The sequence below is a fragment of the Streptomyces aurantiaciflavus genome, assembly GCF_049808595.1.
GTDB lineage: Bacteria > Actinomycetota > Actinomycetes > Streptomycetales > Streptomycetaceae > Streptomyces.
The window spans coordinates 118,051-143,938 of the sequence record NZ_JBNCAQ010000023.1 but is presented as its reverse complement, the minus strand read 5'-3'; the positions used below and the strand labels follow the sequence as shown (position 1 = coordinate 143,938).

Here is a 25,888-nt window from a genome sequence, read left to right as displayed (position 1 = left end):
CTCGGCGGGGGGCCCCCCCCCCCCGCGGGGCCCCCCCCCCCCCCCGCCCGGGGGGGGGGGCCCCCCCCCCCCCCACGCCTCGTTCACCCGCCCCACCGGAGCCGTTGATGATCCCGATCCGCGCCGAGTCCGATGCCGTCGCCGGGACGGAGACACAGCTCTCCGCACTGCCCCTGACCGTTTACCGATCGGCCGTCGCCCTCGACGAGCCCTTCCTCCCCACGGCGGCCCCAGCCACAGCCGCTCGGCTGGACGCCCATGTGCGCTCAGCACTGCACCTGCTCAGCGCCGATCCAGCCGTATCCCGGCTCGGGCTGCGGTCCGACTCACTGAGGCACCTCGCCGATGCCGACACCCCCACCGACGCCGACACGGCCCGTCAGGTGCTGCGGGCCCTGCTGACCGTACGTGATCCCGGACCGCTGCCGGAGGGAGCGGATACGGAGCTGGATGCACTCCTCGGCGCGGAGCGGCAGCTACGGCCCGCCGTCTCGACACCTGAACTGCCCACGATCAAAGAGGAGTTCCGCGGAACGACCTTCCGTGCCCCGGCCGAGGCCGTGCTGTGGCGGGGAGACATCACCACGCTGGCCGCCGACGCCGTGGTCAACGCCGCCAACAGTCAACTGCTCGGCTGCTTCCGCCCTCTGCACCCCTGCATCGACAACGCCCTGCACAACGCCGCCGGCCCTCACCTGCGCGACGACTGCCACACGATCATCACGACGCAAGGAGCACCCGAACCCACCGGCACGGCCAAGATCACCCGGGGCTACCACCTGCCGGCCCGGTACATCCTGCACACCGTCGGCCCTGTCGTCCAGGGCCGTCCGCACCCACATGACGCGCAGGTGCTCGCCTCCGCCTACCGGGCCTGCCTGGACCTCGCCGCCGAGGTGGAGAACATTCGCACCCTCGCCTTCTGCGCCATCAGCACCGGCGTCTTCGGCTACCCCAAGGAGGAAGCCGCACCGGTCGCACTGCACACCGTCGCCGACTGGATCACAGCGCATCCCGGCCGTTTCGACCGCGTGCTCTTCACCGTATTCGAAGACGACGACGAACGGGCCTACCGGAACGCCCTCGGCGTAGGCGCCCGCCCCTGACACGACGTCCCTCCCGCGCTTGGCTGCCGATGCGGCGGGCGCGAGTGGTGAAGCCTGGCAGGAGCAGGGTGAACGGACAAACTCGACACGCTTGCCGAGATCCTGCTCCCCAGAGACATCGACGTACGCGGATTCGCCTCGGACATCACCGATCAGGAATGTGGCCCTCGGAAGGCCGCGAATCAGCTGCAGCGGCTCTCCCGTGGCTCCACTGAACCCACCTGTTCCATGCGCCGGATCTCCCGCTCTGCCGCTTCCAAGTGCCCGAGGTCGAGGGCCATCGCAGCACGCCCGGCGACGTAGAAGATGTCCTGGCGGATCCGACAGTCCAACCCCGGTTGACGGCACTGCGGTGCCGCTGCCGAGGGTGGCGGACGGCCGGCTGTTGCCGGCCGCCGACATCACCTGCCGGCTACGCCCCGACGCCCACACCTCGCCACAGCGAATCCTGTGTCACACCTACGGACGCGGCAAGGACCAGCACATCCCCGTGCCCGGCTGGCCGTACTCGGTGATCTGCGCGCTGGAAGCAGGCCGCAGCTCCTGGACCGCTCCGCTTGACGCGCTGCGTCTGGTACCGGGTGACGACGCCGCCACCGTCACCGCCCAGCAGATGCGCGAGCTGACCGGGCGGCTGATGGACGCCGGGCAGTGGAAGAACGACGACCTGGCGCGTCCGCCGAACAAGCTCACCCCGGCCCGCGTCCGCCGCGACCTTCGGCACCTGCGCCCGCAGGCCGCCTGCCCCGCCAGAGCACCGAATCCCTCCCGGCCCGGCCCGGGACGACCACCCGGACGCAAGAACACCCGGCCCACCCCGCGCCACGACGTGCACACCGTCCGCAAACCAGACACCGGGAATCAGCGAGCGAAGCAGTCAACAACCCCACGACCTCGCCGCACAGGTTAAAGATCAAGCTTGGGGCTGTTGCGCAAGTCGCTGGTCACCGGCCTTGGAGTGTGTTTCCATGCGGCGGTGAAGAGCGAGAGTTCGTCTGGTGCGGACCTACGTCCGAGTATCCGAAAGCGGGCTGACTGCGATCTCAGTGACTGTGTGCGGGTGCTGGCAGAGGTCCATGAGTACGACGGCTATCCGGTGAACTGACCCGACAGACCGGGCACATGGCTCACGCCACCATCGCTCATCGGCTCGTGGGTGGCGGAACTGGATGGCCGCATCGTCGGGCATATCGGCTTGTCTCGGAGCGACGTGGGAGACGCGGCACCCGGCCTGTGGAGCACTCGTGCAGGGGTGAGCATCGACGCGACTGCTGTGGTCAACCGGCTGTTCGTCGCTCCGTCGACCCGCGGCCACGGGATCGGTGCGCTGCTGATGGCGCAGGCTGTCGCAGCAGCGCGGGATCGCGGGTTGCATCCGGTGCTCGACGTGGTGGCTTCTGACACTGCGGCGGCAGCCTTGTACGAGCGGCTCGGCTGGCAGTTGCTGGCCACGGTCGAACAGCAGTGGAGCCCGGAGCAGATGGTGGCCGTCCGGTGTTACGCAGCGGCGGCAATGTGACGGTGGTGCCCCGGGTCGCAGCCACTCATTGAGGGCTGCGATAGCACGGTCGCCTCACAGCGGACGGCGAGCTTGTCGTATCTCGTGGCCACGGCCCGGTGACGCTTGAGGCGATTGATGCCGCACTCAACCGCGTGGCGCTCGCGGTAGTCAGTCTTGTCGCACTTCGGTGGTCGACCGCCCTTTGTGGTCAGCCCGCCTCGGGACCGACCGAGCTCCAGCGTCAAGGGCGGTACCCCGCCGTACCTGGCTCCGTACTTCGCCGCCAAGGCCGCCATGGACTCACTCGCCGTCAGCTACGCCGCGGAGCCGTCCCGCTGGGGCGTGGAGACCTCCGGTCGTGGTACCCGGCTCGTTCACCAGCGGCACCAATCACTTCACCCACTCCGGCCACCCGGCGCATCCGCCGCGAGTTCCTCACCCGGGTCGATCTCGCCGACCTGCTCACCACCCATCCGACCAACACGCCTTCGTGAGCGCACGGCTCGGCGCCGGCTCTTGACCGCCTTGGCGAAGTCGGCGTTGAACCGCTCCTTCTCGGCGTTGAACCGCTCGATCGCGAAGCTGGGCGTCACCGTCTCGGGCACCCAGGTCCGCTCGAACGGCGCACAGCTCGCCGAAGTGGGACGCCTGCTCGACGCGGGCACGGTCCGCGTCGCGATCGACAGCACGTTCGCGCTCGCGGATGCCCAAGCGGCGCACGAACGCGCCGCCCAAGGACACATCCAGGGCAAGATCGTGCTCACCGTCGCTTAGGGACGATCAGAGAAGATCTCCCGCGCCAGGGGATCGGCGCGCCGCAGGTCGACATCCGCGGCCGAGCCGCTGAACTGCTTGGTCACCTTCAGGTTCCCCAGTCACTGAAAAGTGCGTTCTTCCTCGTCAGCGCACACTCTCCTACAGTTCCCCAGTAACTGGAAGAGACCACACGGGTCTGGTTTGACGAACGCGGGCTTACCCGAGCCCGCACAAGGAGGCGGACAACATGGCCATCACCCTGCAGAACCCCGACGGACTGCCGAAAATCGATGTCTACCGGCAGGTGGCGATCGCCTCCGGTTCGAAACTGGTCTTCATCGCCGGGCAGGTCGCCTGGGACGCGGAAGGACTCACAGTCGGAGAGGGCGACCTCGCTGCGCAGGCCGAGCAGGCCTACCTCAACATCGCCACCGCACTGGACGCGGCCGGCGGTTCCTTCGACGACGTAGCGAAACTGACGTTCTACGTCGTCGACTGGACCGCCGACAAGATGCCCGCGCTCCTGGACGGAATCTCCCGGGCGGCGGCGAAGCTGGGGGTCACTCCGGTGCCGCCGACCACGCTGATCGGCGTCGCGGCGCTGGACATCCCCGAGCATCTGGTCGAGATCGAAGCCACCGCGGTCCTCGACTGAACAGACGTGTCACTGAACACCGAAGCGGCCAGCCACGGCGCTCAACACCTTGACGGCTCAACGCCGTTGAGTACCGGCTCCTGATCCGGGGGCCAGGAACAGCCACCAGCAGCGGCTGGCGTTCGCGAGTGCGGTTGGCCATCCGCTCTCGCAGGCGGCGCCGGCGGATGTGGAACCGGCGCAGCTCGGCGTCCCGGATCGCGCAGGGAGCCACCCAGCGGCCCCAGCGTTCGGGGCCGGAAGCCGACCAGGTCTGAAGGTCGAGGCAGAAGGCCCGGACCACCAGGAACGAGCCGTCGATGTGCTGGCGGGGCTTGCCGTCCTGGCGGACGAGCAGTCGTTCCTTCCAGGCTTGGACGATCTCTTCACTCAGCCGCAGGTCGGCCTGGTCCGAGTTGATCTCCTCGACGATCTTCCAGAAGTACCGGACCAGATTGCGCACCAGGTTGTCCAGGCTCCCGTAGTCAACCTCGACGGCGCTGCGCCGGATGTAGTCGACCATCGGGTCGCGGATCTCGCGGTTGCGCAGCTGGTGCCGGTCGACCAGGTCGTCGACGGGCTGGCGCGGATCCTGGCGTCCTGCGGGGTCTGCGGAACCCAGGCCGGCAGGACGCCCGTGCCGCGCAGCAGCGGCCAGGCACCGGCAATCCCGCATCCAGGGCGGGCATCGGTGTAGTGCACGAGTGCCCCAGGCGTGAGGTCGGCCAGACCAATCCCATAGTCAGTCAGCGCCCGGCACTGATGCCGCATCGCGCTCTTGCGTCCGTCGGCGCTGACCGGGTGCCGCTGCAGCAATATGGCAGGCATCTTCCTCTGGTCCGCCCATTGAGCCCGAAGAAGCTGCCCGGTGGGAGCTGCAGGTGGATCGGTACGCCCAGTGTCAGAGGCTGATGACAGCATCACCGCTAAAGGGACCGGCGTCGCTGCCGCTGCTCAGCGACGACCTGTTCGCCGTGGCCAAGGGGCCGGTGACACATGGGTGGCCGGCTGCCTCACCGGCACCGGCCTCCGACGCCAGCCACCATGTCCACTGCCTCGCCCCGCCATGGTTATCACCGCCGTCGACAAGTTCGCCCAGCGAACTATTGAAGCTTCGAGGTCAGCCCCTACGACACCGCGCTTTCAGGCACAGCCGGCACTCCTCCGGCTCCTCGGATGCTCCTCGGCGGACAGGGCCCAGCGGGTCGTCGATCGGCAGGAAGACGGCCGCCCGGTCGTCGGGAATCGCGGCCGCTCGATCCTTGAGCTACCGCCGGACCTGTCGCTTCGCCCGCGGCGCACGTCCGTGGTGCGATGGAACTGGGGGCGGAAAGGAGAGCGATCATGCCCACAGCGAAGCGAACAGGTGTCGCCGCCTCGGTGTCGGTCCGCCCGCTGGTTGAGCCGGACCTGGATCGGGCCGACGAGATCTTCAGAGTCGCCTTCGGGACCTTCCTCGGGGCCCCTGAGCCGGAGACGTTCTTCGGGACCGCCGACTATGTCCGAACCCGCTGGGCGGCAGATCCACACGCGGCCTTCGCAGCGACCGTCGAGGGCGAGGTCGTCGGATCGAACTTCGCCGCCAACTGGGGCAGCGTCGGGTTCTTCGGCCCGCTGACCGTACGTCCGGATCTGTGGGACCAGGGCATCGGCAGGCGCCTCATGGAACCCGTCATGGCCTGCTTCGACACCTGGGAGAACCGCCACCGCGGCCTGTTCACCTTCTCGCACAGTCCCAAGCACCTCGAGCTCTACCGACGGTACGGTTTCTGGCCCCGATTCCTTACAGCCATCATGAAGAAACAGGTCGCCGTCAGTGCCGCAGTCCCCGGCCGAGTGCTGTACGGCGAGCTGACCGCCGCTGAGCGGCCCGACGCACTGAGCCTCAGTCGCGCACTGACGGGGGCTGTGTACGAGGGCCTGAGCTTGGAGCGCGAAATCATGGCCACACAGGCGCAAGGGATCGGTGACACCATCCTCCTCGAGGGCGCCGGGTCCGACCTCGACGGTCTGGCTGTCTGCCACTGCGGAGCGGGGTCGGAGGCCGGTGAGGACGTGTGCTTCGTCAAATTCGGCGCCGTACGCCCTGGCCCGGACGCAGCGGACCGGTTCGAACGACTGCTGAATGCGTGCGAGCAGCTGGCCACCGAGAAGGGACTGGGGCAACTGGACGCCGGAATGAGCCTGGCCCGCCAGGATGCCTACCGGCGCATGGTCGACCGTGGTTTCCGTACCTGGCTGCAAGGCGTGACCATGCACAAGCCCAACGAACCTGGCTACAGCCACCCAGACGCCTACGTGATCGACGACTGGCGCTGAGTGAGCCCCTTTCATCCTCCGCTGGAGGGTGAAACGGGCTGGCCGACGGGTGCGGTGAGGAGGCAGGGCCCTCGTCGTCGGCGTAGTGGTTCCACTCATCACACCGGCGCCTGGAGGAGCCCACTGCAGCCAATTTTGTGCGCGCAAAGAACACTCGGGCGGCGCTACCAGACAAGCATCGCTTGTACGGACCCGTAACTTCTACATGCAAGGGGCCTGCCTGTAACTACGGCCCCGCGCGCTGTCTCAAGGGAGTGAGTCATGAGTTCTCAGGTGAAGGTATTCGGGTTCGGCATGCCGTGGGAGCCGTTGTACGGGTACAGCCAGGCCACCCAGGTCGGTGACACGGTTTACGTGTCGGGGCAGCTGTCTCATGACCGTCACGGCAACTTCGTGGGTGCCGGCGACTTCGAACTGCAGGTCCGCACCACACTGGAGAATCTGGACTTGGTGCTGAGGCAGTTCGGAGCCGAGCGCAGCCAGATAGTGGAGACCACGGTTCTGGTGAGGAACCTGCGGGAGAACTTCGACACGACAGCACGCCTTCACGTCGAGTACTTCGGGGAGCACCGGCCCACCAGCACGGTCATGGGAGTCTCCGACTTGGCCCTGCCGGACCAACTTGTGGAGATCGGCGCGCTCGTGCGTCTCGACGTGAAGCCATAGGTGAGAAGGCTGGCCTGATTTCTTCGGCCTCTTTCATCCTGGATAGTTGCAGGTCAGCAGCGTGTGGACAGCTTGAACGATGGTGCTGATGCGACGGGTGGAGCATCTGGCTCGCCGGAGCAGCCGCCAGGCTTTCAGCTGGGCGAAGGCGCGTTCGCCGGGGGCTCTCAGCCGGGCATGGTCGCGGTTGAACTGCTGGTAATGCGGGGGCTGTTCGCGGTGGCGGTAGTACGGGGTTCGGAAGGTGGCGCCAGCACCCTGGTAGGCGCGGTCCGCGAGGACGAGGATCTGCCGGGTCAGGCAGGCCTGGACGATGCCATGGGCGCGGGCCGCGGTCAGGTCGTGGGTGCGCCCGGGTGTCGCGCGGGAGAACCACAGCGGTGTGCCGTCGGAACGGGCGATGACCTGCACGTTCATGCCGTGCTTGCGGTGTTTCTGCGAGTAATACGGCTCGTCGGCACGGACACGGTCGGTGGGGATCAGAGTGCCGTCAACGATGACGTGGTCGCCTCACCGAGGCCGGTGAGGGCTTCGTGGAGGCCGGGCGCCCAGGAGACCAGGACGTCCAAGGTCTCATCCACGTACCGCCAGGCAGTGGCCTGGGATATCCCGAAACCTGCTCCGAGCTGGGAGAACGTCTCGTTCTTGCGCAGGTGGACGAGGGTGAGCAACGCCTGTTCAAAGCAGCCGAGCTTGCGCCAGCGGGTGTTGCGGGTCCGGCGGTGTTCGTGCAGCAGCCAGGCGACATGCTCGACGAGCTCGTGCGGGACGTCGAGCATGGCAGGATACGGAACCAACAGGGCCCCTTCGGTCGCCGGTGTGCTGAGTGGAATCACCACGCCAACGACGAGGGGCCCTGCCTCGTCACCACACCCGCTGACCAGCCCATTTCACCCTCCAGCACAGGATGAAAGAGGCTCAGTAAGCATTCCTCTCGATTTTATGACTCGCTGAGATTACCGGCCCATTGCCTGAGATATCCGGCAATGGTCGGCTCTCCCCCCGCAATGTCATCTGCTGTACGCAACAACATCGCACGCAGTTCCGGCTCGTCCGACCGGGGAATCGCCTGTAGACATTCACCCATTACCTGCTGAACCTTCACGGCGTAACTCGGCTCCACCTCATCAGGTTCAGCGGCATCAAGCATTTCGATGCAACTGGCCATCGCCATAATGATCGGAGCGACATTCATTACGATGCCACCCTCACTCCAATAGTCGTCACGTCGGCGTCGCTCAGCCAACGCAGCGCCTGATTCATCACCGCAGCGCTCGGGACTTCCCACACAACCTGAAGACCATGATACGCAGCCGTCCCAGCCTGACGCCTGGCACCCACGCGCTCACTGCATTGAGCGTTCCAATGCATCCCGGTGATCGGAAACCCACTGATAGGCCGTCTGAACTTGCCTCACCACCCCTGCGTCACGGAGCCGGGCCATGGCGACGTCACCCGCATCGGCCTGGGTCTCGATGCCCCGCCAGCACCGGTCCTGCCACCACAAGACCGTTGCCACGAGACGTTGCCGGTCGGACAACTCGTAGCTGTCGACGATCAACCTCATGCGCCGGGCTACCTTCTCGACGTCGGTGACCGAAGGGCCCAGATCGAGGTACTGCCAGCAGACATGAGCGATGTCGTGGATCCGCGAGCCCGGCGCGGCAAGGTCCCAGTCGATGAATGCCGCTGGCCGAAGCTCGCCGCTGCACAGCTGATAGACCGTGTTCTTGGGTGACAGGTCGTTGTGACACACGACCTCTTGGTCCCCGGCCAGCGGGGTGCCGGCCGTCAGGTCGTGGAACTCACGCACGAGCCGGGCGACCGTCACCAGACTCTCGTCGGATGACACAGCAGCAGATTGTCGCGGCTCCCATGCCACCTGACCATTGAGGTAACTGAGGACTTCACGACCCTCGTCGTCCACACCGAGATACCGCGGAGCACCACTCCAGCCACTGGCTTCAAGCAACCTCAGCAGATCACCCACGAACTTCGTGCGAGCCGAGGCGGGACGGCGCACCGTGTCCCCGACACGAACGACCACATTGACGAAACCTCCAGGCAAGGACGACTCAGGCATCCACCCACCCTGCCCGAACGCGACCTCGAACTGCCATTGACTTGACGTCGGGCAGCAGTTGTTCATCGAAGTGATCCGCGGCATCCACGGCCTCTGCGGTTTCTGCCTGCAGCTCCCTCGGAGGGGCGCCGCCGCGTTGGCGGTGTCGCAGCACACTGTGCGGCGGTGGGCGGCGAAGAAACCCGGAGCCCGGCGGCCGGGCTTGATCGCGCGCGGGCGGCGGACCTGGCCCTCGGTGCCGTCGATCCGCAGGTCACGCCTGCCGCGCCGGCGAAGGCGAAGGCGAAGGCGAAGGCGTCGGCCAGGGTGCCGATGAGTGGGCAGCCGCACAGCTGGCCCGGTGCCAGTCCTAAAATCCGTTGCCGGGCGCGCCGTCCAGCCCCGACGATCAGGCGCATGTCTGCCGCCCTGGCACCTCTGCGCCACCGCCCGTTCCGTCACCTCTTCATCGGTACGACGGCCAACCTGCTCGGCAACGGCGTGGCGCCGATCGCCCTGGCCTTCGCGGTGCTCGACGCCACTGGCTCGGTCGGCTCACTCGGGTTGGTGGTCGGCGCCCACTCCCTCACCGGCATCCTCTTCCTGCTGTACGGCGGGGTGTTGGCGGACCGGCTGCCGCGGGGCCCGCTGCTGGTCGCAAGCAGCGTGGTCAGCGCTGCGAGCCAGGCGGTGGTCGCCGCCCTGGTCCTCACCCACAGCGCCGCCGTCCCCCTGCTCATGGTGCTCGCCGCGGTCAACGGGGCGTCAGGTTCCTGCTATCAGCCCGCCGCCCAGGCTTTGCTTCCCCAGACCGTGCCGGCCGAGTCCCGCCGCGCCGCCCTCGCGCTCTCCCGGATCGCGGGCAGCAGCGCGACGATCGTGGGCGCCTCGCTGGGCGGCGTACTGGTCGCCGCGGTCGGCCCCGGCTGGGGCCTGGCCGTCGACGCGCTCAGCTTCGCGCTCGCCGCCGCGTCCTTCGCGCTGGTCCGCGTCCAGGTCGCGCCGCCCGAGCCGAGCCCCGGCCTGATACATGAACTACGTGTCGGGTGGCGGGAGTTCACCTCCCGCAACTGGGTGTGGGTGATCGTGGTGGCCTTCTGCTTCCTCAACGCCGGCCTCACCGCCTCCTTCACCGTCCTCGGCCCGGCCGTCGCCGACACCACCGCAATCGGCCGCACCGGCTGGGGCCTGGCCGTCGCCGCGTCCTCGTTCGGCGCGGTCGCCGGCGGCGTACTGTCGCTGCACTGGCGGCCCCGGCGCGCGATCCTGGTCGGCTGCGCGCTGATGAGCCTGACGGCGCTGACGCCGCTGTTGCTCGCACTCGCCCCGTACACCTGGGCGCTGGTCGTCGCCAACTTCGTGGCGGGCGTGGGCGTCGAGCAGGCCGGAGTCGCCTGGTACTCGACCCTCAACGAGCAGATCCCCGAGGACCGCCTTGCCCGCGTCTACGCCTACGACGACCTCGGCTCCTACCTCGCGCTCCCGCTCGCCCAGTTCGCCGCCGGGCCCGCCGTACTCCTCCTCGGACTCCACACCACCCTCTACGCGGCCGCCGCGCTCATCCTCCTCGCCACCCTCACCATGGTCGCCACCCCCTCCATCCGCGCGCTGGTCCCGAGGACTGCAGAACCGCTGCCCGTCTCCGAAGATCCGGTGCCTGGCTGAGCTCGACTCCGACGAGCAAACAACCACAGGTGGGTGGTGTTTTTTTCGAGCCTGCCCGGCCGGTCCGTGCCCGCCGGTTTACGCGGACTGGCAGACCACCGCCCGGATGACAGTCGGGCATCTGCGCATGGAGGCGGCCGGCAACGCCGTCCCGTCGCAGCTGGACAGCCTGTTCAAGCCGCCGCCGGGGCGGGCGAGACGGTCACCCGCCACTTGAAGGCGGGCGGCGGTAAGGCCGTTCAGCCGGACCGCCCACGCCTACACCGCAGCAGCCATCGCCTGTTGGCCGATCGCGCGCCTGGCCTGGTGAGGACTCTGCGTCAAACCGCGCGATGTCGGTCACAGGCGAGGCCGGTTCAACAGCCGGGAGAGCACGATGGCGCTCTCGGTCCGTTCGACAGGAGCGGTGGCGCGCACGCGTTGGATGGCCTGTTCCAGGTGGGGGATGTCTCTGGCGAGCATGTGGACGACCGCGTCGGCGGCGCCGGAGACGGTACAGGCTTCGACGACCTCGGGGATGTCCTCCAGGGCCTGGCGCAGTTCGGCGGGGGTCGGATTGCCGCTGCAGTAGACCTCGACGAACGCCTCGGTGTGCCAGGCCAATGCCTGAGGATCGACGAGAGCAGTGAAACCTCGGATCGCGCCCATGGCCACCAGACGGTCGAGACGCCGCTTGGCGGCGGGCGCGGACAACCCTGCCGCCTTCCCGATCTCGGCGTACGTGGCACGCGCGTTGCGTAGCACGCATCGGATGATCGCCGCGTCGATGGCGTCCATGGCCTGACTCCAGACGTCGGAGGCTGTGGCGAGGCGCAACGATTCGCCATAGCCCCTACAACATTGCAAGAAAATGATAGGAGACGGCAGCAAATGGCGATTGTTTGCGTTGGCCCGCCGACCGTAGTCTCCGGCTTGTCCTGATGTCGCCTGCCGGAAGAGGTGTTGCCATGACGGCAAGCCTGAGCGATGTGGAAGCCTCGGCACTGGCCGCGGTGGACGAGGCGGCCATCGCCCAGACCCTGCTGGAACTCCTCGCCGTTCCGAGCGTGACGGGCAGCGCCGCGGAGTCCGAACTCCAGCACCTCCTGGCCCGGCATCTGGAGCGGATGGATCTCGAGGTCGACCTGTGGTCCATGAACCTGCCCGAGCTGCGTGCGCATCCCGGCTTTCCGGGCAGCGAGGCCCCGCGCACGGAGGCCTGGGGTCTGGTGGGCGGCACGCAGCACCTCGGCGACGGGCCGAGCCTGGTTCTCCAAGGTCACGTCGACGTCGTACCTCCCGGGGGCCTGGCGCAGTGGGAGGGGGACCCGTATCTTCCACGGGTCGCCGGGGACGTGGTGCACGCCCGAGGAGCATGCGACATGAAGGCCGGCGTGGTGGTGATACTCGCCGCCCTGGCCGCGATACGGGACGCCGGAGCGAGGCTGCGCGGCCAGGTGTCCGCGCACTTCGTCGTCAGCGAAGAGGACGGCGGGCTCGGCGCGTTCGGCACCCTCGAACGCGGCCACACCGGCGACGCCTGCATCATCACCGAACCGACCAGCGGCGCGCTCATGACCGCGAACGCCGGCGCCCTGACCTTCCGCATCGAAGTACCCGGCCGGGCCACCCATGGCAGCACCAGGTACGTCGGAGTGAGCGCCATCGACGCCTACCTGCCCATCCACCGGGCGCTCGCCCGCCTGGAAACCCGCCGCAACGCCGGCGCCGACCCGCTCATGTCCGCGTACCCCATCCCCTACCCACTGTCCGTCGGCACCGTCCAGGCCGGCGACTGGGCCAGCAGCGTGCCCGACCTGCTGGTGGCCGAGGGAAGACTGGGCGTACGGCTGGACGAGGACCCGGCCCAGGCACGCAGAGAACTGGAGGCGTGCGTGGCCGAGGCCTGCGCGGCCGACCCGTGGCTGCGCTCCCACTCCGCCAGGGTGACCTGGCCCGGCGGCCAGTTCGCCAGCGGACGCCTGCCGGCCGGACATCCCCTAGCAGCCCTGGTCGCCGACGCCCACGCCGACGTCATGGGCGGCCCACGCCCCGCCGAGCGTGGCGCCCCCTACGGCAGCGACCTGCGCCTGTACTCCGGAGCGGGCATCCCCACCCTTCAATACGGCCCCGGCGACGTACGTCACGCACACGGCCCGCAGGAACAGGTCCGCGTCAGCGAAATCGTCACCGCCACCCGGGCCCTGATACTCGCCACACTCCGCGCGGTCGGCACCAGGTGATACCCGCCAACCCCGCCACCGTGCAGACGACGAGGGCCTCTGCTCTGCGCCGGCCCGTGGTGCACGGCCGCCGCGACCACGGCCTCCGCGTGACCAGGACAGCATTGGGATGTCGGGCGGCGTGAGGGGGATGTCGATGGTCACCGTCGTACCCCACTGCGCTACCGCGTCCACCTCCAACCGCCCGCCGAGCGGCGTCAGCCGCTCTGTGATCCGACGTGCGTCCAGAGAACTCTCCGGGACAGGGTGCCGGGCCCGTCGTCCCGTACGGTGGCACGCAAGTCGCCGACTCCCACCTTCCAGCCGACGTGGATCCGGCTCACCCGATCTCCGTCCGGCCCGAGTCCTTGATCCTCCAGCGAGGCATGCACGGTGGCCCGGACCGCCGCGGACGCCGTGTCGACGACATCGCCGGGCAGCAGCCGGTCCGCGCCTTCCTCCGCGCCGGGTGTGCCGAGGTCCAGCCGTACGTCGCGGGCGCGCAGGATGCGGCGCAGCGAGGTGGCGAGCCGCTGGAAAGCGTCCCCGGCCCGCTCCTCCACCAGCGTCTGGTCGAGCTCTGCCTGCGCGCGCAGGTCTGCCAGAGCGGTCACGGCGAGGTCGATGGCGCGGGTCCGGGCATCGGTGTCGTCCAGGTCTCGGTCGCGCAGGACGCCGAGCAGTGCGGTCAACGCGGCGGCGTGGGCGTCACCGAGTTCGGAGAGGGCGACGGCGCGTGCGGCTGCAGCGGCGCGCGAGGCGGCCAGCGCGCCGGGCATCGGCTCGGCGGCGGGCAACAAGACCGCCACGACCCCCGGCACCGCAGCCCGTGCCGCCTCCCCACCAGCGAGCCGCCGCCATACGTGCTGTCCTGTGACAACGAACCTTGAGCGTGTGTCATCGAAGGGCTGACCAGGTCCCGTAAAGAACGTAGGGAAGACCAAGCGCCGGGAGACTACGGCCCGGATACCCGGGGCATGGAATTCGTCTTCTTCATGACCCTTCCCGGGCTTGTCATTGTGCTGACCTTGCTGGCCTTTGTTGACCAGCTGCTGTTGCGCGCGGGACGGGCTGGGGTGCTGCCATGGCGGAACAGCGCACGTCAGGGCCAGATATCAGCGACCGGGTTCGAGCAGCTGCACGCGAGCCTTTCGCCGGGCAAGCAGAACGAGTTGAAGGAGTGGCAGTCAGCACTGGTCATGCCGGACAACGAGGATGACGGGGCTCCGCCGAACAGGACAACGGTCGATCTGGACGGAGGGACCGCGGTCGTCCGAATGCGTCCCTCCAGCCAGTAGACGGCTTACTCAACCTCCATGGACAGAACAGCTAGATCGGCGACGCTCCGCGCTCCCGATGTCGTGGATCAACTGGCTTCCGCTGTGCCGTGGGGGCATGTGCGCCAGGTAGGGTGCCTGGCTGCTGGAGCGGTGCCGTGGACTACACCCGGCAACTGCAGTCCGGCGGGCGGCTGATCGCCACACGGCAGGCGCTGCAGCACATGTTGGCGAACATAGAGGCCGACATCTACCAGGCCCGGACGACCTCGCTGGTGGCACAGGCCTAGCTGGACGCCATGGGCGGCCCGTACGCCACGCCGATGCGCCCCGAGGCTCCCCGGTTGATCAGCCTGGTCAAGGTGACCAACGACGAGGCGTTCCTCCACGTCGCGGACACCGCGATCCACGTGCGCGGAGCCGTCGGACTCACCTGGGCTCGCCCGAGGAGAAGCTGTTCCGGATCCGTTGCCGCGACCGCACTCCCCCGCCCTCGCTCCACCATGCAGGACTTCTCACCCCTGGATGGGCGGCAAGGGTGGCAGGCGAGCCGCAGGCCGGAGCGCCCACCGAGCTCTCCGGGGCGAACGGAAGTTCTTACGAGAAGCTGACGCGGGACCGAAACATCTTCAACCCACCAGCCCCACAGGCAACTCTGGCTCTGCACGTCACCGACCGGCGGTGGCAGCGAGGTACGAGGAGACAGGTGTGAGCAGGCATACCAGGCGCAGGTCGAAGTCGCAGGTCCGGATGACCATCGCCGGGGCCGGTATCCTCGCATCGGCGGCGGTCGCGACCACGGTGGCAATCGCCTCGGCGGGGGAAGTCCCCCGCGCACATGAAGGCGCGACAACGAAGAGCGCCAAGGCGGGAGCCGACCACGCCGTCTTCGTACAGGGCAACGAGCTCGCCGGAAACACCATTCACGTCTTCAAGCGCGGCGAGGACGGAAAGCTCACCGCCGCAGGCACCTACGCAACCGGCGGCAAGGGCGGCGACCAGGTCGACGCACCCACCGACTCCCTCGCCTCCCAGGGCTCACTCGTCTACGACCGCGGCTCGCATCTGCTGCTGGCGGTCAACGCGGGCAGCGGCACCGTGACCTCGTTCCGGGTCGAGGGACAGAAACTGACGGACCGGCGGGTGGTGCGCTCAGGCGGGGACTTCCCCTCATCCATCGCGGTGTCCGGAAACCTCGCCTACATCATGAACGCGGGAGGCGCGGGCAGCGTCCAGGGCTTCAAGATCACGGCCAACGGACTCAAGCCGCTGAGCGGTTCATATCGCTCCCTGGGGCTGAAGAACGACAAGGTGCCGTTGTTCAGCAGCTCGCCCGGCCAGGTCGCGTTCACACCGGGTGGCCGTGAGCTGGTCGTCACCACGAAGTCGGCCAACACCATCGAGGTGTTCCCGATGCGGCACGACGGACGCCCGGCGCATCGGGCGAAGATCAACGACTCGGCCGGCGGCGTGCCGTTTGCGATCACCTTCGACAAGGCAGGCCGGATGCTGGTCGCCGAAGCCGAGAAATCGACGGTCAGTACGTACAAGGTGCTCGCCGACGGCAGCCTCAAGGTCGTCCAGAAGCCCCTGGCCAACGGTCAGAACACGCTGTGCTGGCTGGAGCGCGCCGGCGACTTCTTCTACGGCGGCAACACCGGCAACTCAACCGTCACCGGCTACCGCACCGACCGGCACGGCAGGCTCGCGCTCACCAACGAGATCGGCATCGCCACACCCCCGTCAGCCATGTCCCAGGGCGTCATCGACCTGGCGGTGACGCAGGACGAGAAGTTTCTGTACGTGCAGAACGGGACCTCCGGCACCGTCGACGGCTTCCGCATCGGCAGGAACGGCTCCCTCACCAAGGTCACCACGGCCACCGGACTGCCCCCCTTCGTCGAGTCCGGCATGGAGGGCATAGCCGCGGTGTAAAGGAGCTGCCACCGCAGCCCGGCGCCCTGGAGACTCCTCTCCGGAGGCGCCGAACCCGTTCCGACGTAGCAGGAGTGCTCGACGTCGGTCACCGCTCCTCAGCCGATTACCCGTCGTTCGTTGAATCCGGCGGTAGAGATCCATGCCGTGTCCGGTGGCGACCGCGTCAATCAGGGCCTGGAGCTCGGCGAGTAGGTCCTCGTCCGTCCAGGCTCGCCACCACTGGCTGAGAGTGGTGGCGGGGGGGAGCCAGGAGCGGATGACGCGTAAGGCCCTGGGCCAGCAAGGCTGTTGGGGCTGGTGGAGGTTTGGTTGGTCCCCCTCTCTGGCCCCTGGTGTTGGGTGTACGGGTCCGGCGCGGTGGCATCCAGTGGTCCAGGTGGGGCAGTCGTCGCTGACGGAGTAGGCGCAGTCCGCGACCACTGCCCGGCAGCCGAAGCCCACCTTCTTCCCGCTGGCCGCGAGGGCAGCGGCCAGCTGCGGTTTTCGTGCGGAAGGCCGGGGCGGACCGGCCGCGGGCGAAGGCCCGCTCCCATGCCGCCGACAACCCATGCCTGACGCGCCCCTGACAAATACGCGCTCTCGTGGCACGCTGCCTCACGCAAGCCGATCCGCACCGTTCTCATCCCCCACCTGCCCCGGCAGAAGGAGACATGCGTGAGACGCCAACGCACAGCCACGGCCATCCTGTTGACAGTGGGTGCCCTGCTCACTGGCGGCCTGTCCACCGCGAGCGCGGCCACCGCGGCCGCTCCCGGGTCCGCCGCAGCCCCCGCCGCCCGTGCCGTATCCGCCGCGGAGCAGCACCAGGCCAGTGGTTTCTGGACCGCAGAACGGATGCGCGGCGCCACCCCGCTCGACCTGATGCTCAGTCCCAGCGCGCTCAAGAGCCTCAAGACACCGAAGCTGGGCGGCAGGACGACGACCGTCGCGCCCACCGCGTTCCCGCAGGCAGGCGGCGCGTGGACCGGCGGCGGCGCGGTTGTGACGACCTCGGGCCGGGTGTTCTTCAGCTTCCAGGGGCGTACGGCCTCCTGCTCGGGCAACGCGGTCACCAGCCAGAACGCCAGCACGGTGATCACGGCCGGGCACTGCGTGAAGTACCAGGGCAGCTGGCACACCAACTGGGTCTTCGTCCCCGCCTACAACAACGGCAGCGCGCCGTACGGCCAGTGGGCCGCGTCCAAGACACTGACCACACCCCAGTGGGAGGCGAGCGAGGACATCAACTACGACATCGGCGCGGCTGTGGTCGCCCCGCTGAACGGCCAGAAGCTCACCTCGGTCACCGGAGCGCAGGGAATCCAGTTCAACGGCGGCTACAACAAGCCGATGTACGCCTTCGGCTTCCCAGCCGCCTCGCCGTACGACGGGACCAAGCTCGTCTTCTGCAGCGGGAACTCCTCCAAGGACTTCCTGTTCTCGCAGGACCACAGCCTCGGCTGCAACATGACCGGCGGCTCCAGCGGTGGCCCCTGGTTCACCGGCTTCAGCGAGTCGGCCGGCACGGGCCTGCAGGTCTCGGTGAACAGCTTCGGCTACAGCTTCCTGCCGAACCGGATGTTCGGCCCGTACTTCGGCAATGACGCCAAGGCCCTCTACGACAAGGCCCAGACGTCCTGACAGACCGTGACGGGGGCCGGCGGGCGACGCCGGCCCCCGCTTCTCCCGGGGACACGCTTCGCACTGACCGAGAGCGGATGCCGAAGCTGTACGCGGGCGCTGGCCGGGTTCTGCACCCCGGCCGCCCGCGGCGGCGGCAGCGCGTCCTGAGCAGCCATTCGCTGCCCAGGCTGCCCGTCGACGAGGTCGTGCTCAACCTCTGCCAGGGCGGCATCGCCCTCGTCCTGGGGTCGTGACGTCCGACGTCCACAGGAGGCCGACCTCACCGAGGACCAAAGGGGCTCACTGACAACAGGGCAGAGTCCGTACACAGCCCGGTTCGAAGACCGGCCACGCGTGCGAGCGCTCACCCGCCAACGTCCGACTCTTGTCCAGCCCGCCCTCGTCAGCCGCAACGTCGACCAGCCCCGGTTCACGCGGCCGCACCTTGCTCTTCCTCTCTGCGGCTTGCGCGCGGCCGTCCGGCACCCTCAGCGCCCTCGTCGACCGCCCCGTACCGTCACCCCCTGCGCCGGGAGGGCGCCGACGCTCCCGGCTACGAGGGGAAGGTGACATGGCGTGTGTCGGGCGCCAGCAGAAGTCGCGCTGCCTGCTTGGCTTGGCGGGCCGGTTCGGGTGTGCCCGAGATGGCGGCGGTGGTCATGGCTCCCTCCGCCAGCAGAGCGATCTGGGTGCCGGTATCTGCTGCCGCTCCCGCAGCTGTTGCCAGTTCCCGCAGGTAGGCGTGGAAGGTCTCCTTGTGATGCCGGGCCAAGGCAGCGACCTGGGGCGATGTGCCGCCCAGCTCGCCGAAGGAGTTGATGAAGGCGCACCCGTGGAAGTCGGGCTGGGTGAACCAGTCCTCCAGCCAGTCAAAGACGGCGAGCAGCCGCGCCTGCGGAGTTTCTGCGGCCGTGTCGACGTGGGTGGCAAGGCTTTGGAGCCAGCGGGTATCCCTGCGGGCCAGGCACGCCTCGACGAGTTCGCCCTTGGAGGGGAACAGCTGATAGAGGCGCCGCAGCGTGACGCCCGAGGCGTCGCGGATCACGTCCATGCCGACGGCTTGGACGCCTCGGGCGTAGAAGAGGTCTTCAGCGGCGTCAAGGATGCGCTCGCGTGCCGGATCGGTGTCCAAGATTCCTCTCCCCTTGCATGAGAACCATCGTTCTCCTAGCGTAGAGGACACCGCGAGAACGAGCGTTCTCACCGCCCGTAGGGCTTCCCAGAGGAGTGCGTCATGTCCGAGCAGCGTCCCCCGCTCCCCCCGTTCACCCGGCAAACGGCGATCACGAAGGTCCGCCAGGCCGAAGACGGCTGGAACACCCGCGAACCCGAGAAGGTCGCCCTCGCCTACACGCCCGACTCGCGCTGGCGCAACCGCGCGGAATTCGTCACCGGCCGCGACGAGATCGTGAAGTTCCTGACCCGCAAGTGGAACCGGGAACTGGACTACCGCCTCATCAAGGAGCTGTGGGCCTTCGACGGGAACCGCATCGCGGTGCGGTTCGCCTACGAGTACCACGACGACTCCGGCCAGTGGTTCCGCGCCTACGGCAACGAGAACTGGGAGTTCGACGACAACGGCCTCATGCGCGTACGCCACGCGAGCATCAACGACCTGCCCATCACCGAGGAGGAGCGCAAGTACCACTGGCCGCTGGGCCGCCGCCCCGACGACCACCCGAGCCTCTCCGACCTCGGCCTGTAAAGACGCTTCCGGCCAGGAGCGCGACCGCATCCGGGCCCAGTGCCCGGCGCCCTCCCACCCAACGCGAGCGGACAACCGCACGGGAACAACCAGCACCCGATCCGACTGCGAGCCACCGCCGATCACCCCCTGCCGGCCCTGCGGCGATCAGGCCCCACGGTGCGACCTCCCCCTGATGCGCGGGCACCCAACTGCGCGCATCCACCACGTCCGCACTCTGCTCCAGGGAACCGGGAACCGTGACGTGCCCCCACAGGCAGCCGGGCGCGACAGGCCGGTGTCAGCCCCTGCGGCGTCCCCGTGTCCGCCGGGTCTGGCCTGTGGAAACGCCCGAATCGCACCGGCTGGGCGCGGAGGGGCCGATGAAGGGGGCTGCGGAGCGGGTCTTGCGGGCGTGTACGGGGGTCCGTTCGGGCTCGCCGGCGGAGCTCGCCACAGGATGGTCCTCGTGCCCGCTCTCGCTTACGAGACCAAGCAACTGAAGAACGAGTCGGCCATGGTTCGCCTGCAGCTGGGACGGGCCTGCGGCAGTTCCTCAGGAGGCTGGCGGCTGGGTAGGGGGCTTGCGGCGCACTCGGCGCCATGCCCAGGTCACAGCAGCGACGACAAGGGCGGCGGCCAGAGCCCCGACGAATTCCGGTACAGCGGCCATCAGGATCTGCTCCATGATCTGCCGAGGCTCGGGCGGAGGCAGAGCGCTGGCGGGCACAGCAGGTGGGTCAGTGGGGCTGGCTGGGTGCATGGATGGTCTCCTTCACTGGATAGGCGGGTTTCGGCTGCGGCCGGGTGGAACGTGAAGGGACAATGGGCCACGTGTTGCTGGTCCCCAACCGGCCCTGGGCCGTGCAGGGACGTCCAGGGACATGGAGGGCCGGCAGCAGGTCTCGGGACAGGCTGGGCCAGGCCAATACACGTGGAGCCCAGTTCGTCCCCAGGGCCGGAATGGGCGGTGGTGGGGCGGCATCAATGGGGGCAGTCGGTGAACAACTGGCATGAGGAGACTGATCCGCGGGGGGTGTTCGCCGATTTTCTCCGGACGCAAGCCGCAGAAGCAGGGATGGGAGCCGACAAGATCGCGAAAGCCTTCGTAGCGGCAGCCCGACAGCAGCACGAACATCTGGAGGCCCAACGCGAGGCGGGGCAGGAGGTCGAGCCTCCTGCACATCCCATCTCCAAGATGGCCGCTTCCAAGTCCCACATCGACCGGCTCTTCAAAGGCCAGGCCCACCCGAAGCCGCCTCTGCCGTTCACCCTGCAGTTCCTGCGGATCACCAACCGTGCCGCCGGCCTCTCAGCGGAAGAGCACCGAAGCCGGTGCGAGAGGGCGCGTTCCTTGCTACAGGCGATCATGGACACTCCCGAACCGCCACCACCTGCGCGCCTTCCGGCGACCGGCAACGACACCGTCGAGCACCGGGAGGACGCCGTCGCGGTCCTGCGCCTCGAAGTCGACCTTGAGCGCGCCCGCCATGCCGAGACCCGTCTGCGCTACGCCCTGCGGGATCACGATGTTCTGCTGTCGACCCTCCTGCAGATCATCAGCACTCTGCGCGAGATCATCGCCGGCAACGACATCCGCGAACTCCAGGTCCGCCAGGCCCCGGCAGAACTCGCGCGGGTACGCGACGAAACCCGCCAGGCATTGGACCACAAGGCCACAGCCCAGCAAGAAGCCGACCGCGCCGCTGCCCGGATGAGCATCCTCGAGGACCTCTGGAACCGAGCACGCGCCGAGGCCCAGCGCCTGGCCTCCCACCCCGATGCGGCCGGCTTGGCGCTGTCCCATCTCGACCCGCAACTGGCCCCGCAACCGTTCCTTGCGAGCGAACTGCTCACCCGACCAGCACTGGACGACATCGGCGCCGCTCTCGCCAAAGCCCATGAGGTCAATCTCCGCGAAGAGAAAGCCGTACAGGAGCTGCGGAGCGCCATCACACCTCAAGCCGGCCCCCTCGAACCCGACGAGGAACTCACTGTCCTCATCACCGCAACGCGCTTGACCGACCCAGCAGCGCGCCGTACCGCGCTCACGACCCTGGTCAGCAGCTGGGCGCACGACTCCGTCGCCAGAGAGGCAGTGCTTCGCCTCGCCGATGACCCCAACGAGGGAGTCCGTATTGCGGCAATCGAAGCGCTGGCCGAAGGCTGGCCGGGCGATCCCGACATCCGGGAGGCTGTGCTGCGCTACATCGATGATCTGGACGAAAAGGTGCAATGGGCCGCAGTCAAGGCGATGGCCGAAGGCTGGCCAGGTGATCATGTCGGTTGGAAGGCTGTCCTACGGCTCACCTGGGACCGGGACAAGAACGCCCGTCGGGTTGCCGTCGAGGCCCTCGCAAAAGGCTGGCGGGACGAACCTGCGGCCTTGGAGCGTGTATTGGCTCTCACCCGCAGCAGGGACGCGAACGTGCAAGAGGTGGCTTTCGCGGCTCTCGCGAGAGGTTGGCCGGGTAACCCCGCCGCCCGAAACGCTGTTCTCAGCCGTGCCACCTCTCGGGACTGGCCCACTCGACGTGCAGCAATCCAGGCCCTGGCGGAAGGGTGGGCCGACGGCGTCGCTCTCAGGACTGTGACACGGCTGTCCAAAGACCAGCACACGGACACCCGTCGGGTGGCTGTCGAGGCCCTCGCGAAAGGCTGGCCAGGTGACCCCGTCGTCCTGAGGACTCTGCTGCATCTCACCAAGCATCCGGACTGGACCACTCGGCGCACGGCTGTCTATGCGCTGGCGGATGGCTGGCCGAAGGACTCCGACGCCCGACGAGCGGTGATCGGCCTTACCGCAGACATGGACGAGAACGTACGCGAGGCGGCCAGCGAAGTACTCGGCAGCATCTTCTAGACAAGGGAGGGAGCAGGACGCGGCGGAGCGCAGCGTACGTGCAAGAGGTGGCTTTCGCGGCTCTCGCGAGAGTGCGCTCACCAGACCCACAGTGGCCGATCGGGCACACGCTGTGGGGCTCCTGGCGCGCGGCCGACCCGCCCCCAAGGCAGACCCTGAGTGTTCATGAGTTTGACCGCACCGTGTGTCGGAAGGGCTTCGGTGCGTTGAGCTGTGGCATGTGGCGCGCCGTGGATGCGATGGTCGGTCAGATGCCCTGGCCGTAGCCGGGGTTGGCAGCTTGGCGGGGAGTCCACCACTCCAGAAGCCCCCATACTCCAAGGGCGAGCGCGGTCACGGCGGCGAGTACCGCAAGCCAGAGTCGGCCCACCCAGCGGATGGTCAGTGCCCAAGTCAGAAGTGGAACCAAGGCACCGCCGAGCAGGACGAGCGGAAGATCGACCACGAGCACGCTCAGATCGCGGGCATGACCCTCAAACCCGCCGTCGATGCTGATCGCGGCCCGCGGTGCCCACGCAAGCGCCGCAGTCGCCGCGCCGAAACCGGCAAGGAGGCATCCGGCGACGCCGGTGTTGGTGTGTGAAGGGGTCATGTCCTGTCCAGTGGACTGTCTGCTCCTGTCGGCGGCAGACGCTAGTGGCGGGGTGCGTGGTTCCAACGGGGCAGTCAGGCGCCTACTTCGGCTCGTGCGCGCCACGCTCCTGCTCGCGGCGAAGTATCCGCAACGAGTGAGTCGACTCGTCCTGGAGGACGTTGCGGTTCCGCGCCCCCGGGAGCCAGCCACCCCCACCGGGCCGGACGGAGCCCTGACCTTCGACTGGGAGATGGTGCTGGCCATCAGGAGGCAGATTGACGTGCCTGACCCCGGGTGGCTGGAGGGTCTCAGCGAGATCACCGCCGAGACCCTCGTGGTAGCCGGCGGTCCACGCAGCCATGTGCCTCAGGAAGGCATCGCCGAGCTGGCCCGCCGTATCCCTGGTGGGCAAGTGATCACCATCCCGGTCGGGCAGCTGATCCACACCGCAGCGCCACAGGCATTCACGGAGGCGGTTTCGGCGTTCTTGTCGCCGGAGGAGGAGTTCCGCCCTGCCCGCCAGCCTTGAGCGCGCAGTCACAGGCCGTGGCATGAGGACCGCCGCGCGGGTTCTTCGAGTGTGACCAAGAAGTGGGCCTGCAGCGAGGCGATCAGCCAGGTCAGGCCCCTGCCCGCCGGTGCGGCTTCGCCGTCCCCGGCCGGCGCGGGCTGCGGCTGCGTACCCTGGCGGATGGCTTCGCCTACGCCGAGGCCGAAGGCGTCGAACTGCGCATCGACGGCATGGAGACCCAGGTCCGACGTCCCCGTGCGCACCGGCCCGGACGCCGCGCATTCGTCTCCGGCAAGAAGAAGCAGAACACCATCAAGACCACCACCATCAGCGACCGCCAGGGCCGCACCCTGTGGAACGGGACCGACCGGCCAGGACGGATGCATGACCAGACCGCGACGCGCACCGAGGTCATCGCAGAGCAGCTGCGCTTGCAACCAACGGTGAAGGCGGAGGTCGACGAGGGCTACCGCGGACTGGCCAACGAGTTCCCTGACCAGATCACCGCCCCGCCGAAGAAGAACGAAGGACGACCCGCCGGACGGTGAGAAGCGAGTCTGGCGCGAGATGCGGCGGCGTCAGTCCTCCCGCCGCATCGTGTCGAGCATGCCAACGCCGAGATGCGCCAGTGGCGGCCGCTACAGCGTTACACCGGGCGCCGCCAGGGACTACGCTACGGCTTCCGGGCGAGTCCCCCGTGCTCGGCGATGACCTCCGGGGTGGGCGCACCAGGCTCCGGACGCCACTGCGTGACCGAGACGACGCCGGGCTCAATGAGGTCCAAGCCGTCGAAGAACCTGGTGATCTCGTCGACGGTGCGCAGGTTGTACGGGACGGCGCCGCTGTTGTTGTAGGCGTCCTGGGCCTGCTCGAAAACCGGGTCGATGCCACGCGAACCATCGTTGATGGAGAGGTAACTGCCCGACGGCAGGGCGTCCATCAGCCGTTTGACGATGGAGCGGGCCTGATCGTAGTCGGCGACGTGGCCCAGGATGTTGCTGAGGATGAGCGCGGTGGGCCGGCTGAAGTCCAGCGTTTCGGCGGCGTCCGCGAGGATGCGGTCCGGGTCCGTCACATCGGCGTCGATGTAGGCGGTCGCGCCCTCGTGGGAGGAGTAGAGCAGGGTGCGGGCGTGGGTCAGGACCATCGGGTCGTTGTCGACGTAGACGATCCGTGCCTCGGGGGCGAGCCGCTGGGCCACCTCATGGGTGTTCTCAGCGGTCGGCAGGCCCGTGCCGACGTCCAGGAACTGCCGGATACCCGCGTCGGCGACCAAATAGGTGATGTTGCGACGCAGGAAGGCACGGCTGCTGCGGGCGATGGTGACGATGCCGGGGAAGACGGCGGTGTACGCGTCGCCGGCCTCCTCGTCGACCGGGTAGTTGTCCTTTCCGCCGAGCCAGTAGTTCCAGATGCGGGCGGAGTGCGGCACCGACGTGTCGATCTTCTGATGCTTTGCTGGTTCGGGCGTCGTCACAGGGTCGGTCATGAGTCGTGTCCTTCAGCCGAGGCGTGGATCATCCATGGCACAACCTATGTCCGAACACCCCTCGCTCACCCATCAGTTCGAGTTTTCCGACGGTGAACTGCTCGAGCCGACGAGGCGAGCTTGCCGCCGGCTCCGCAGTTGTGCGGTCGCATGCGCTGTCGGACCCGTCTGCAACACTGCGGCCCATGTCACTCGCTGATCTCACTCTCGCTCAATGGCGGTCCTTCGACCTGCCCACCGCACGCCGCGTCGCGCAGAAGGCCGCCGGCCTGGTCAGCGGCCGGGTGACCCTCGTCGAGACCACGGTTCACCTCGGCGCCCCGCTGCACCGCGTCCGGATCGAGCGGCACGGACAGGAATTCGCCCTGATACCCGGAGGCCCCGTGTCTCTAGGCTTTGACCTGGACAATTGGCAGCCGACGCTGGAGCAGACCGCCGACTACGCCGAGAGCATGGAACAGGGCTTCGGATACGGACCCGATGTGCGGGCCCACCTCGCGCAGGTTCTCAGCCCTCGCCGCAGCGTCAACCTGGCCACTGTGCTCATGGCCGTGGAGGACGAGAACCTGACCGAGCGGCCTGCTGACATGCCAGCTGTTCTCGCCGCTCGTGGCCTGCGGATGCCGAGCTCGGACGAGTGGGAACACGCCTGTGGCGCCGGGGCGGACACCCTGTTCCGATGGGGAAACGACTGCCCCCTCGACCGCATCCCGTACGGGGACGGCACCGGCCCGCACAACCAGCTGAACGCCTTCGGCCTGCACATCGCCTATGACACTTACCGTACGGAGCTGACGAGCGACACCACTGCGGTCCACGGCGGAGACGGTGGTGAGTCGGTGTGCGGCGGCTACGGCCACATGCTGGGGTGGCTGCCCCTGGCCACCGCCAACCGGAACCCTTCCATGGTCGAGTTCGTGTACGGCCCGGACGGTGAGGACCTCTGCGAGGACTTCTCCACCCGTCCGGTGCTCATGCTCTGACAAGCTGCGCGCGCCGGCCTCGGTACTGCTTCCCCACACCGAGCGTTCGAGTTGGCC

25 protein-coding genes and 7 pseudogenes are annotated in these 25,888 nt (G+C 68.2%); 21 read left to right on the top strand and 11 right to left on the bottom strand.

Translation table 11 applies throughout. The features are described from left to right. Positions 1-107 precede the first annotated feature (107 nt). The 3 genes and pseudogenes from ACPT94_RS26540 to ACPT94_RS26530 all read left to right on the top strand — a co-directional run bounded on the left by ACPT94_RS26540 (position 108) and on the right by ACPT94_RS26530 (position 2,625). The gene (locus ACPT94_RS26540) at positions 108-1,106 is read left to right on the top strand and encodes a protein-ADP-ribose hydrolase (protein WP_360350624.1); all 999 of its coding nucleotides are present in this window, start codon (positions 108-110) and stop codon (positions 1,104-1,106) included. A 349-nt stretch (positions 1,107-1,455) separates the two neighbouring features. Then, positions 1,456-2,016, top strand: a pseudogene (locus tag ACPT94_RS26535) (NF041680 family putative transposase); the annotation flags it as partial. Positions 2,017-2,250: 234 nt separating this feature from the next. Further along, on the top strand, positions 2,251-2,625 hold the full coding sequence (locus ACPT94_RS26530; RefSeq protein ID WP_360350690.1) for a GNAT family N-acetyltransferase: 375 nt from the start codon (positions 2,251-2,253) through the stop codon (positions 2,623-2,625). Here ACPT94_RS26530 and ACPT94_RS26525 read toward each other — a convergent pair. Then, positions 2,604-2,813 (bottom strand): annotated as a pseudogene (locus tag ACPT94_RS26525) (hypothetical protein); the annotation flags it as partial. The gene ACPT94_RS26530 and the pseudogene ACPT94_RS26525 overlap by 22 nt on opposite strands. 25 nt (positions 2,814-2,838) lie before the next feature. Here ACPT94_RS26525 and ACPT94_RS26520 point away from each other — a divergent pair. Then, positions 2,839-3,025: pseudogene (locus tag ACPT94_RS26520) on the top strand (oxidoreductase); the annotation flags it as partial. Between the two features lie 158 nt (positions 3,026-3,183). Next, a pseudogene (locus ACPT94_RS26515) lies at positions 3,184-3,381 on the top strand (zinc-binding dehydrogenase); the annotation flags it as partial. 5 nt (positions 3,382-3,386) lie between these two features. Here the strand turns inward: ACPT94_RS26515 and ACPT94_RS26510 are convergent. Then, a pseudogene (locus ACPT94_RS26510) lies at positions 3,387-3,467 on the bottom strand (winged helix-turn-helix transcriptional regulator); the annotation flags it as partial. 143 nt (positions 3,468-3,610) lie between these two features. On the opposite strand from ACPT94_RS26510, the gene ACPT94_RS26505 reads away from it, so the two are divergent. The 4 genes from ACPT94_RS26505 (at position 3,611) to ACPT94_RS26490 (ending at position 6,982) form a co-directional block, all read left to right on the top strand. Further along, complete coding sequence (locus ACPT94_RS26505) at positions 3,611-4,018, top strand: RidA family protein (protein WP_360350622.1); 408 nt, start codon at positions 3,611-3,613, stop codon at positions 4,016-4,018. Positions 4,019-4,370: 352 nt separating this feature from the next. Then, positions 4,371-4,694, top strand: a complete 324-nt coding sequence (locus ACPT94_RS26500; protein WP_360350619.1) for a hypothetical protein — start codon at positions 4,371-4,373, stop codon at positions 4,692-4,694. Positions 4,695-5,341: 647 nt separating this feature from the next. Further along, complete coding sequence (locus ACPT94_RS26495) at positions 5,342-6,316, top strand: GNAT family N-acetyltransferase (RefSeq protein WP_425246992.1); 975 nt, start codon at positions 5,342-5,344, stop codon at positions 6,314-6,316. A 261-nt stretch (positions 6,317-6,577) separates the two neighbouring features. After that, positions 6,578-6,982, top strand: coding sequence for a RidA family protein (locus tag ACPT94_RS26490; protein ID WP_360350613.1), 405 nt, complete (start codon positions 6,578-6,580; stop codon positions 6,980-6,982). Positions 6,983-7,015: 33 nt separating this feature from the next. On the opposite strand, the pseudogene ACPT94_RS26485 reads toward ACPT94_RS26490, so the two are convergent. The 3 genes and pseudogenes from ACPT94_RS26485 to ACPT94_RS26475 form a co-directional block, all read right to left on the bottom strand. Next, a pseudogene (locus ACPT94_RS26485) lies at positions 7,016-7,821 on the bottom strand (IS5 family transposase). Positions 7,822-7,922: 101 nt separating this feature from the next. Then, positions 7,923-8,177, bottom strand: a complete 255-nt coding sequence (locus ACPT94_RS26480) for a hypothetical protein (protein WP_360350611.1) — start codon at positions 8,175-8,177, stop codon at positions 7,923-7,925. A gap of 150 nt (positions 8,178-8,327) precedes the next feature. Next, on the bottom strand, positions 8,328-9,065 hold the full coding sequence (locus ACPT94_RS26475) for a phosphotransferase (RefSeq protein WP_425246991.1): 738 nt from the start codon (positions 9,063-9,065) through the stop codon (positions 8,328-8,330). Between the two features lie 396 nt (positions 9,066-9,461). Here ACPT94_RS26475 and ACPT94_RS26470 point away from each other — a divergent pair, with 396 nt between their 5' ends. Continuing rightward, complete coding sequence (locus ACPT94_RS26470; protein ID WP_425246990.1) at positions 9,462-10,709, top strand: MFS transporter; 1,248 nt, start codon at positions 9,462-9,464, stop codon at positions 10,707-10,709. Positions 10,710-11,048: 339 nt separating this feature from the next. On the opposite strand, the gene ACPT94_RS26465 is transcribed toward ACPT94_RS26470, so the two are convergent. Beyond that, entirely contained in the window at positions 11,049-11,486 is a 438-nt protein-coding gene (locus tag ACPT94_RS26465) for an Lrp/AsnC family transcriptional regulator (protein ID WP_360351898.1), read from the bottom strand. A 170-nt stretch (positions 11,487-11,656) separates the two neighbouring features. On the opposite strand from ACPT94_RS26465, the gene ACPT94_RS26460 reads away from it, so the two are divergent. After that, positions 11,657-12,931, top strand: coding sequence for an ArgE/DapE family deacylase (locus ACPT94_RS26460; protein WP_425246989.1), 1,275 nt, complete (start codon positions 11,657-11,659; stop codon positions 12,929-12,931). Positions 12,932-13,128: 197 nt separating this feature from the next. Here ACPT94_RS26460 and ACPT94_RS26455 read toward each other — a convergent pair whose 3' ends face one another. After that, positions 13,129-13,719: a hypothetical protein gene (locus ACPT94_RS26455; RefSeq protein WP_360351893.1), complete on the bottom strand. Its 591-nt coding sequence runs from the start codon at positions 13,717-13,719 to the stop codon at positions 13,129-13,131. Positions 13,720-13,887: 168 nt separating this feature from the next. Between ACPT94_RS26455 and ACPT94_RS26450 the strand changes: the two genes are divergently transcribed. From ACPT94_RS26450 to ACPT94_RS26440, 3 genes are all read left to right on the top strand, one after another. After that, complete coding sequence (locus ACPT94_RS26450; RefSeq protein ID WP_425246988.1) at positions 13,888-14,208, top strand: DUF6191 domain-containing protein; 321 nt, start codon at positions 13,888-13,890, stop codon at positions 14,206-14,208. A gap of 89 nt (positions 14,209-14,297) precedes the next feature. Then, on the top strand, positions 14,298-14,477 hold the full coding sequence (locus ACPT94_RS26445) for an acyl-CoA dehydrogenase family protein (protein WP_425246987.1): 180 nt from the start codon (positions 14,298-14,300) through the stop codon (positions 14,475-14,477). Positions 14,478-14,895: 418 nt separating this feature from the next. Then, positions 14,896-16,122, top strand: coding sequence for a lactonase family protein (locus ACPT94_RS26440; RefSeq protein ID WP_360351885.1), 1,227 nt, complete (start codon positions 14,896-14,898; stop codon positions 16,120-16,122). 166 nt (positions 16,123-16,288) lie between these two features. Here ACPT94_RS26440 and ACPT94_RS26435 read toward each other — a convergent pair. Then, a pseudogene (locus ACPT94_RS26435) lies at positions 16,289-16,508 on the bottom strand (IS701 family transposase); the annotation flags it as partial. Positions 16,509-16,779: 271 nt separating this feature from the next. On the opposite strand from ACPT94_RS26435, the gene ACPT94_RS26430 reads away from it, so the two are divergent. Further along, entirely contained in the window at positions 16,780-17,745 is a 966-nt protein-coding gene (locus ACPT94_RS26430; RefSeq protein ID WP_425246986.1) for a trypsin-like serine peptidase, read from the top strand. Between the two features lie 77 nt (positions 17,746-17,822). After that, complete coding sequence (locus ACPT94_RS26425; RefSeq protein ID WP_425246985.1) at positions 17,823-17,981, top strand: hypothetical protein; 159 nt, start codon at positions 17,823-17,825, stop codon at positions 17,979-17,981. A gap of 299 nt (positions 17,982-18,280) precedes the next feature. Here the strand turns inward: ACPT94_RS26425 and ACPT94_RS26420 are convergent, their stop codons facing one another. After that, positions 18,281-18,862, bottom strand: a complete 582-nt coding sequence (locus ACPT94_RS26420; protein WP_360351903.1) for a TetR/AcrR family transcriptional regulator — start codon at positions 18,860-18,862, stop codon at positions 18,281-18,283. 99 nt (positions 18,863-18,961) lie between these two features. On the opposite strand from ACPT94_RS26420, the gene ACPT94_RS26415 reads away from it, so the two are divergent. Further along, the gene (locus ACPT94_RS26415) at positions 18,962-19,432 is read left to right on the top strand and encodes a nuclear transport factor 2 family protein (protein WP_360351875.1); all 471 of its coding nucleotides are present in this window, start codon (positions 18,962-18,964) and stop codon (positions 19,430-19,432) included. Between the two features lie 1,057 nt (positions 19,433-20,489). Continuing rightward, a complete protein-coding gene (locus ACPT94_RS26410) occupies positions 20,490-22,274 on the top strand; it encodes a HEAT repeat domain-containing protein (protein WP_425246984.1) in 1,785 nt (594 codons plus the stop codon). A gap of 247 nt (positions 22,275-22,521) precedes the next feature. Here the strand turns inward: ACPT94_RS26410 and ACPT94_RS26405 are convergent, their stop codons facing one another. Then, positions 22,522-22,866, bottom strand: a complete 345-nt coding sequence (locus ACPT94_RS26405; protein ID WP_425246983.1) for a hypothetical protein — start codon at positions 22,864-22,866, stop codon at positions 22,522-22,524. 94 nt (positions 22,867-22,960) lie between these two features. Here ACPT94_RS26405 and ACPT94_RS26400 point away from each other — a divergent pair, with 94 nt between their 5' ends. Together ACPT94_RS26400 and ACPT94_RS26395 are read left to right on the top strand one after the other, a co-directional pair. Beyond that, positions 22,961-23,377: an alpha/beta fold hydrolase gene (locus tag ACPT94_RS26400; RefSeq protein ID WP_360351807.1), complete on the top strand. Its 417-nt coding sequence runs from the start codon at positions 22,961-22,963 to the stop codon at positions 23,375-23,377. Positions 23,378-23,439: 62 nt separating this feature from the next. Next, on the top strand, positions 23,440-23,907 hold the full coding sequence (locus ACPT94_RS26395) for a transposase family protein (protein ID WP_425246982.1): 468 nt from the start codon (positions 23,440-23,442) through the stop codon (positions 23,905-23,907). Between the two features lie 125 nt (positions 23,908-24,032). Here ACPT94_RS26395 and ACPT94_RS26390 read toward each other — a convergent pair whose 3' ends face one another. Next, complete coding sequence (locus ACPT94_RS26390; protein ID WP_425246981.1) at positions 24,033-24,848, bottom strand: SAM-dependent methyltransferase; 816 nt, start codon at positions 24,846-24,848, stop codon at positions 24,033-24,035. 185 nt (positions 24,849-25,033) lie between these two features. Between ACPT94_RS26390 and ACPT94_RS26385 the strand changes: the two genes are divergently transcribed. Then, complete coding sequence (locus ACPT94_RS26385; RefSeq protein ID WP_425246980.1) at positions 25,034-25,831, top strand: hypothetical protein; 798 nt, start codon at positions 25,034-25,036, stop codon at positions 25,829-25,831. Positions 25,832-25,888: the final 57 nt, after the last annotated feature.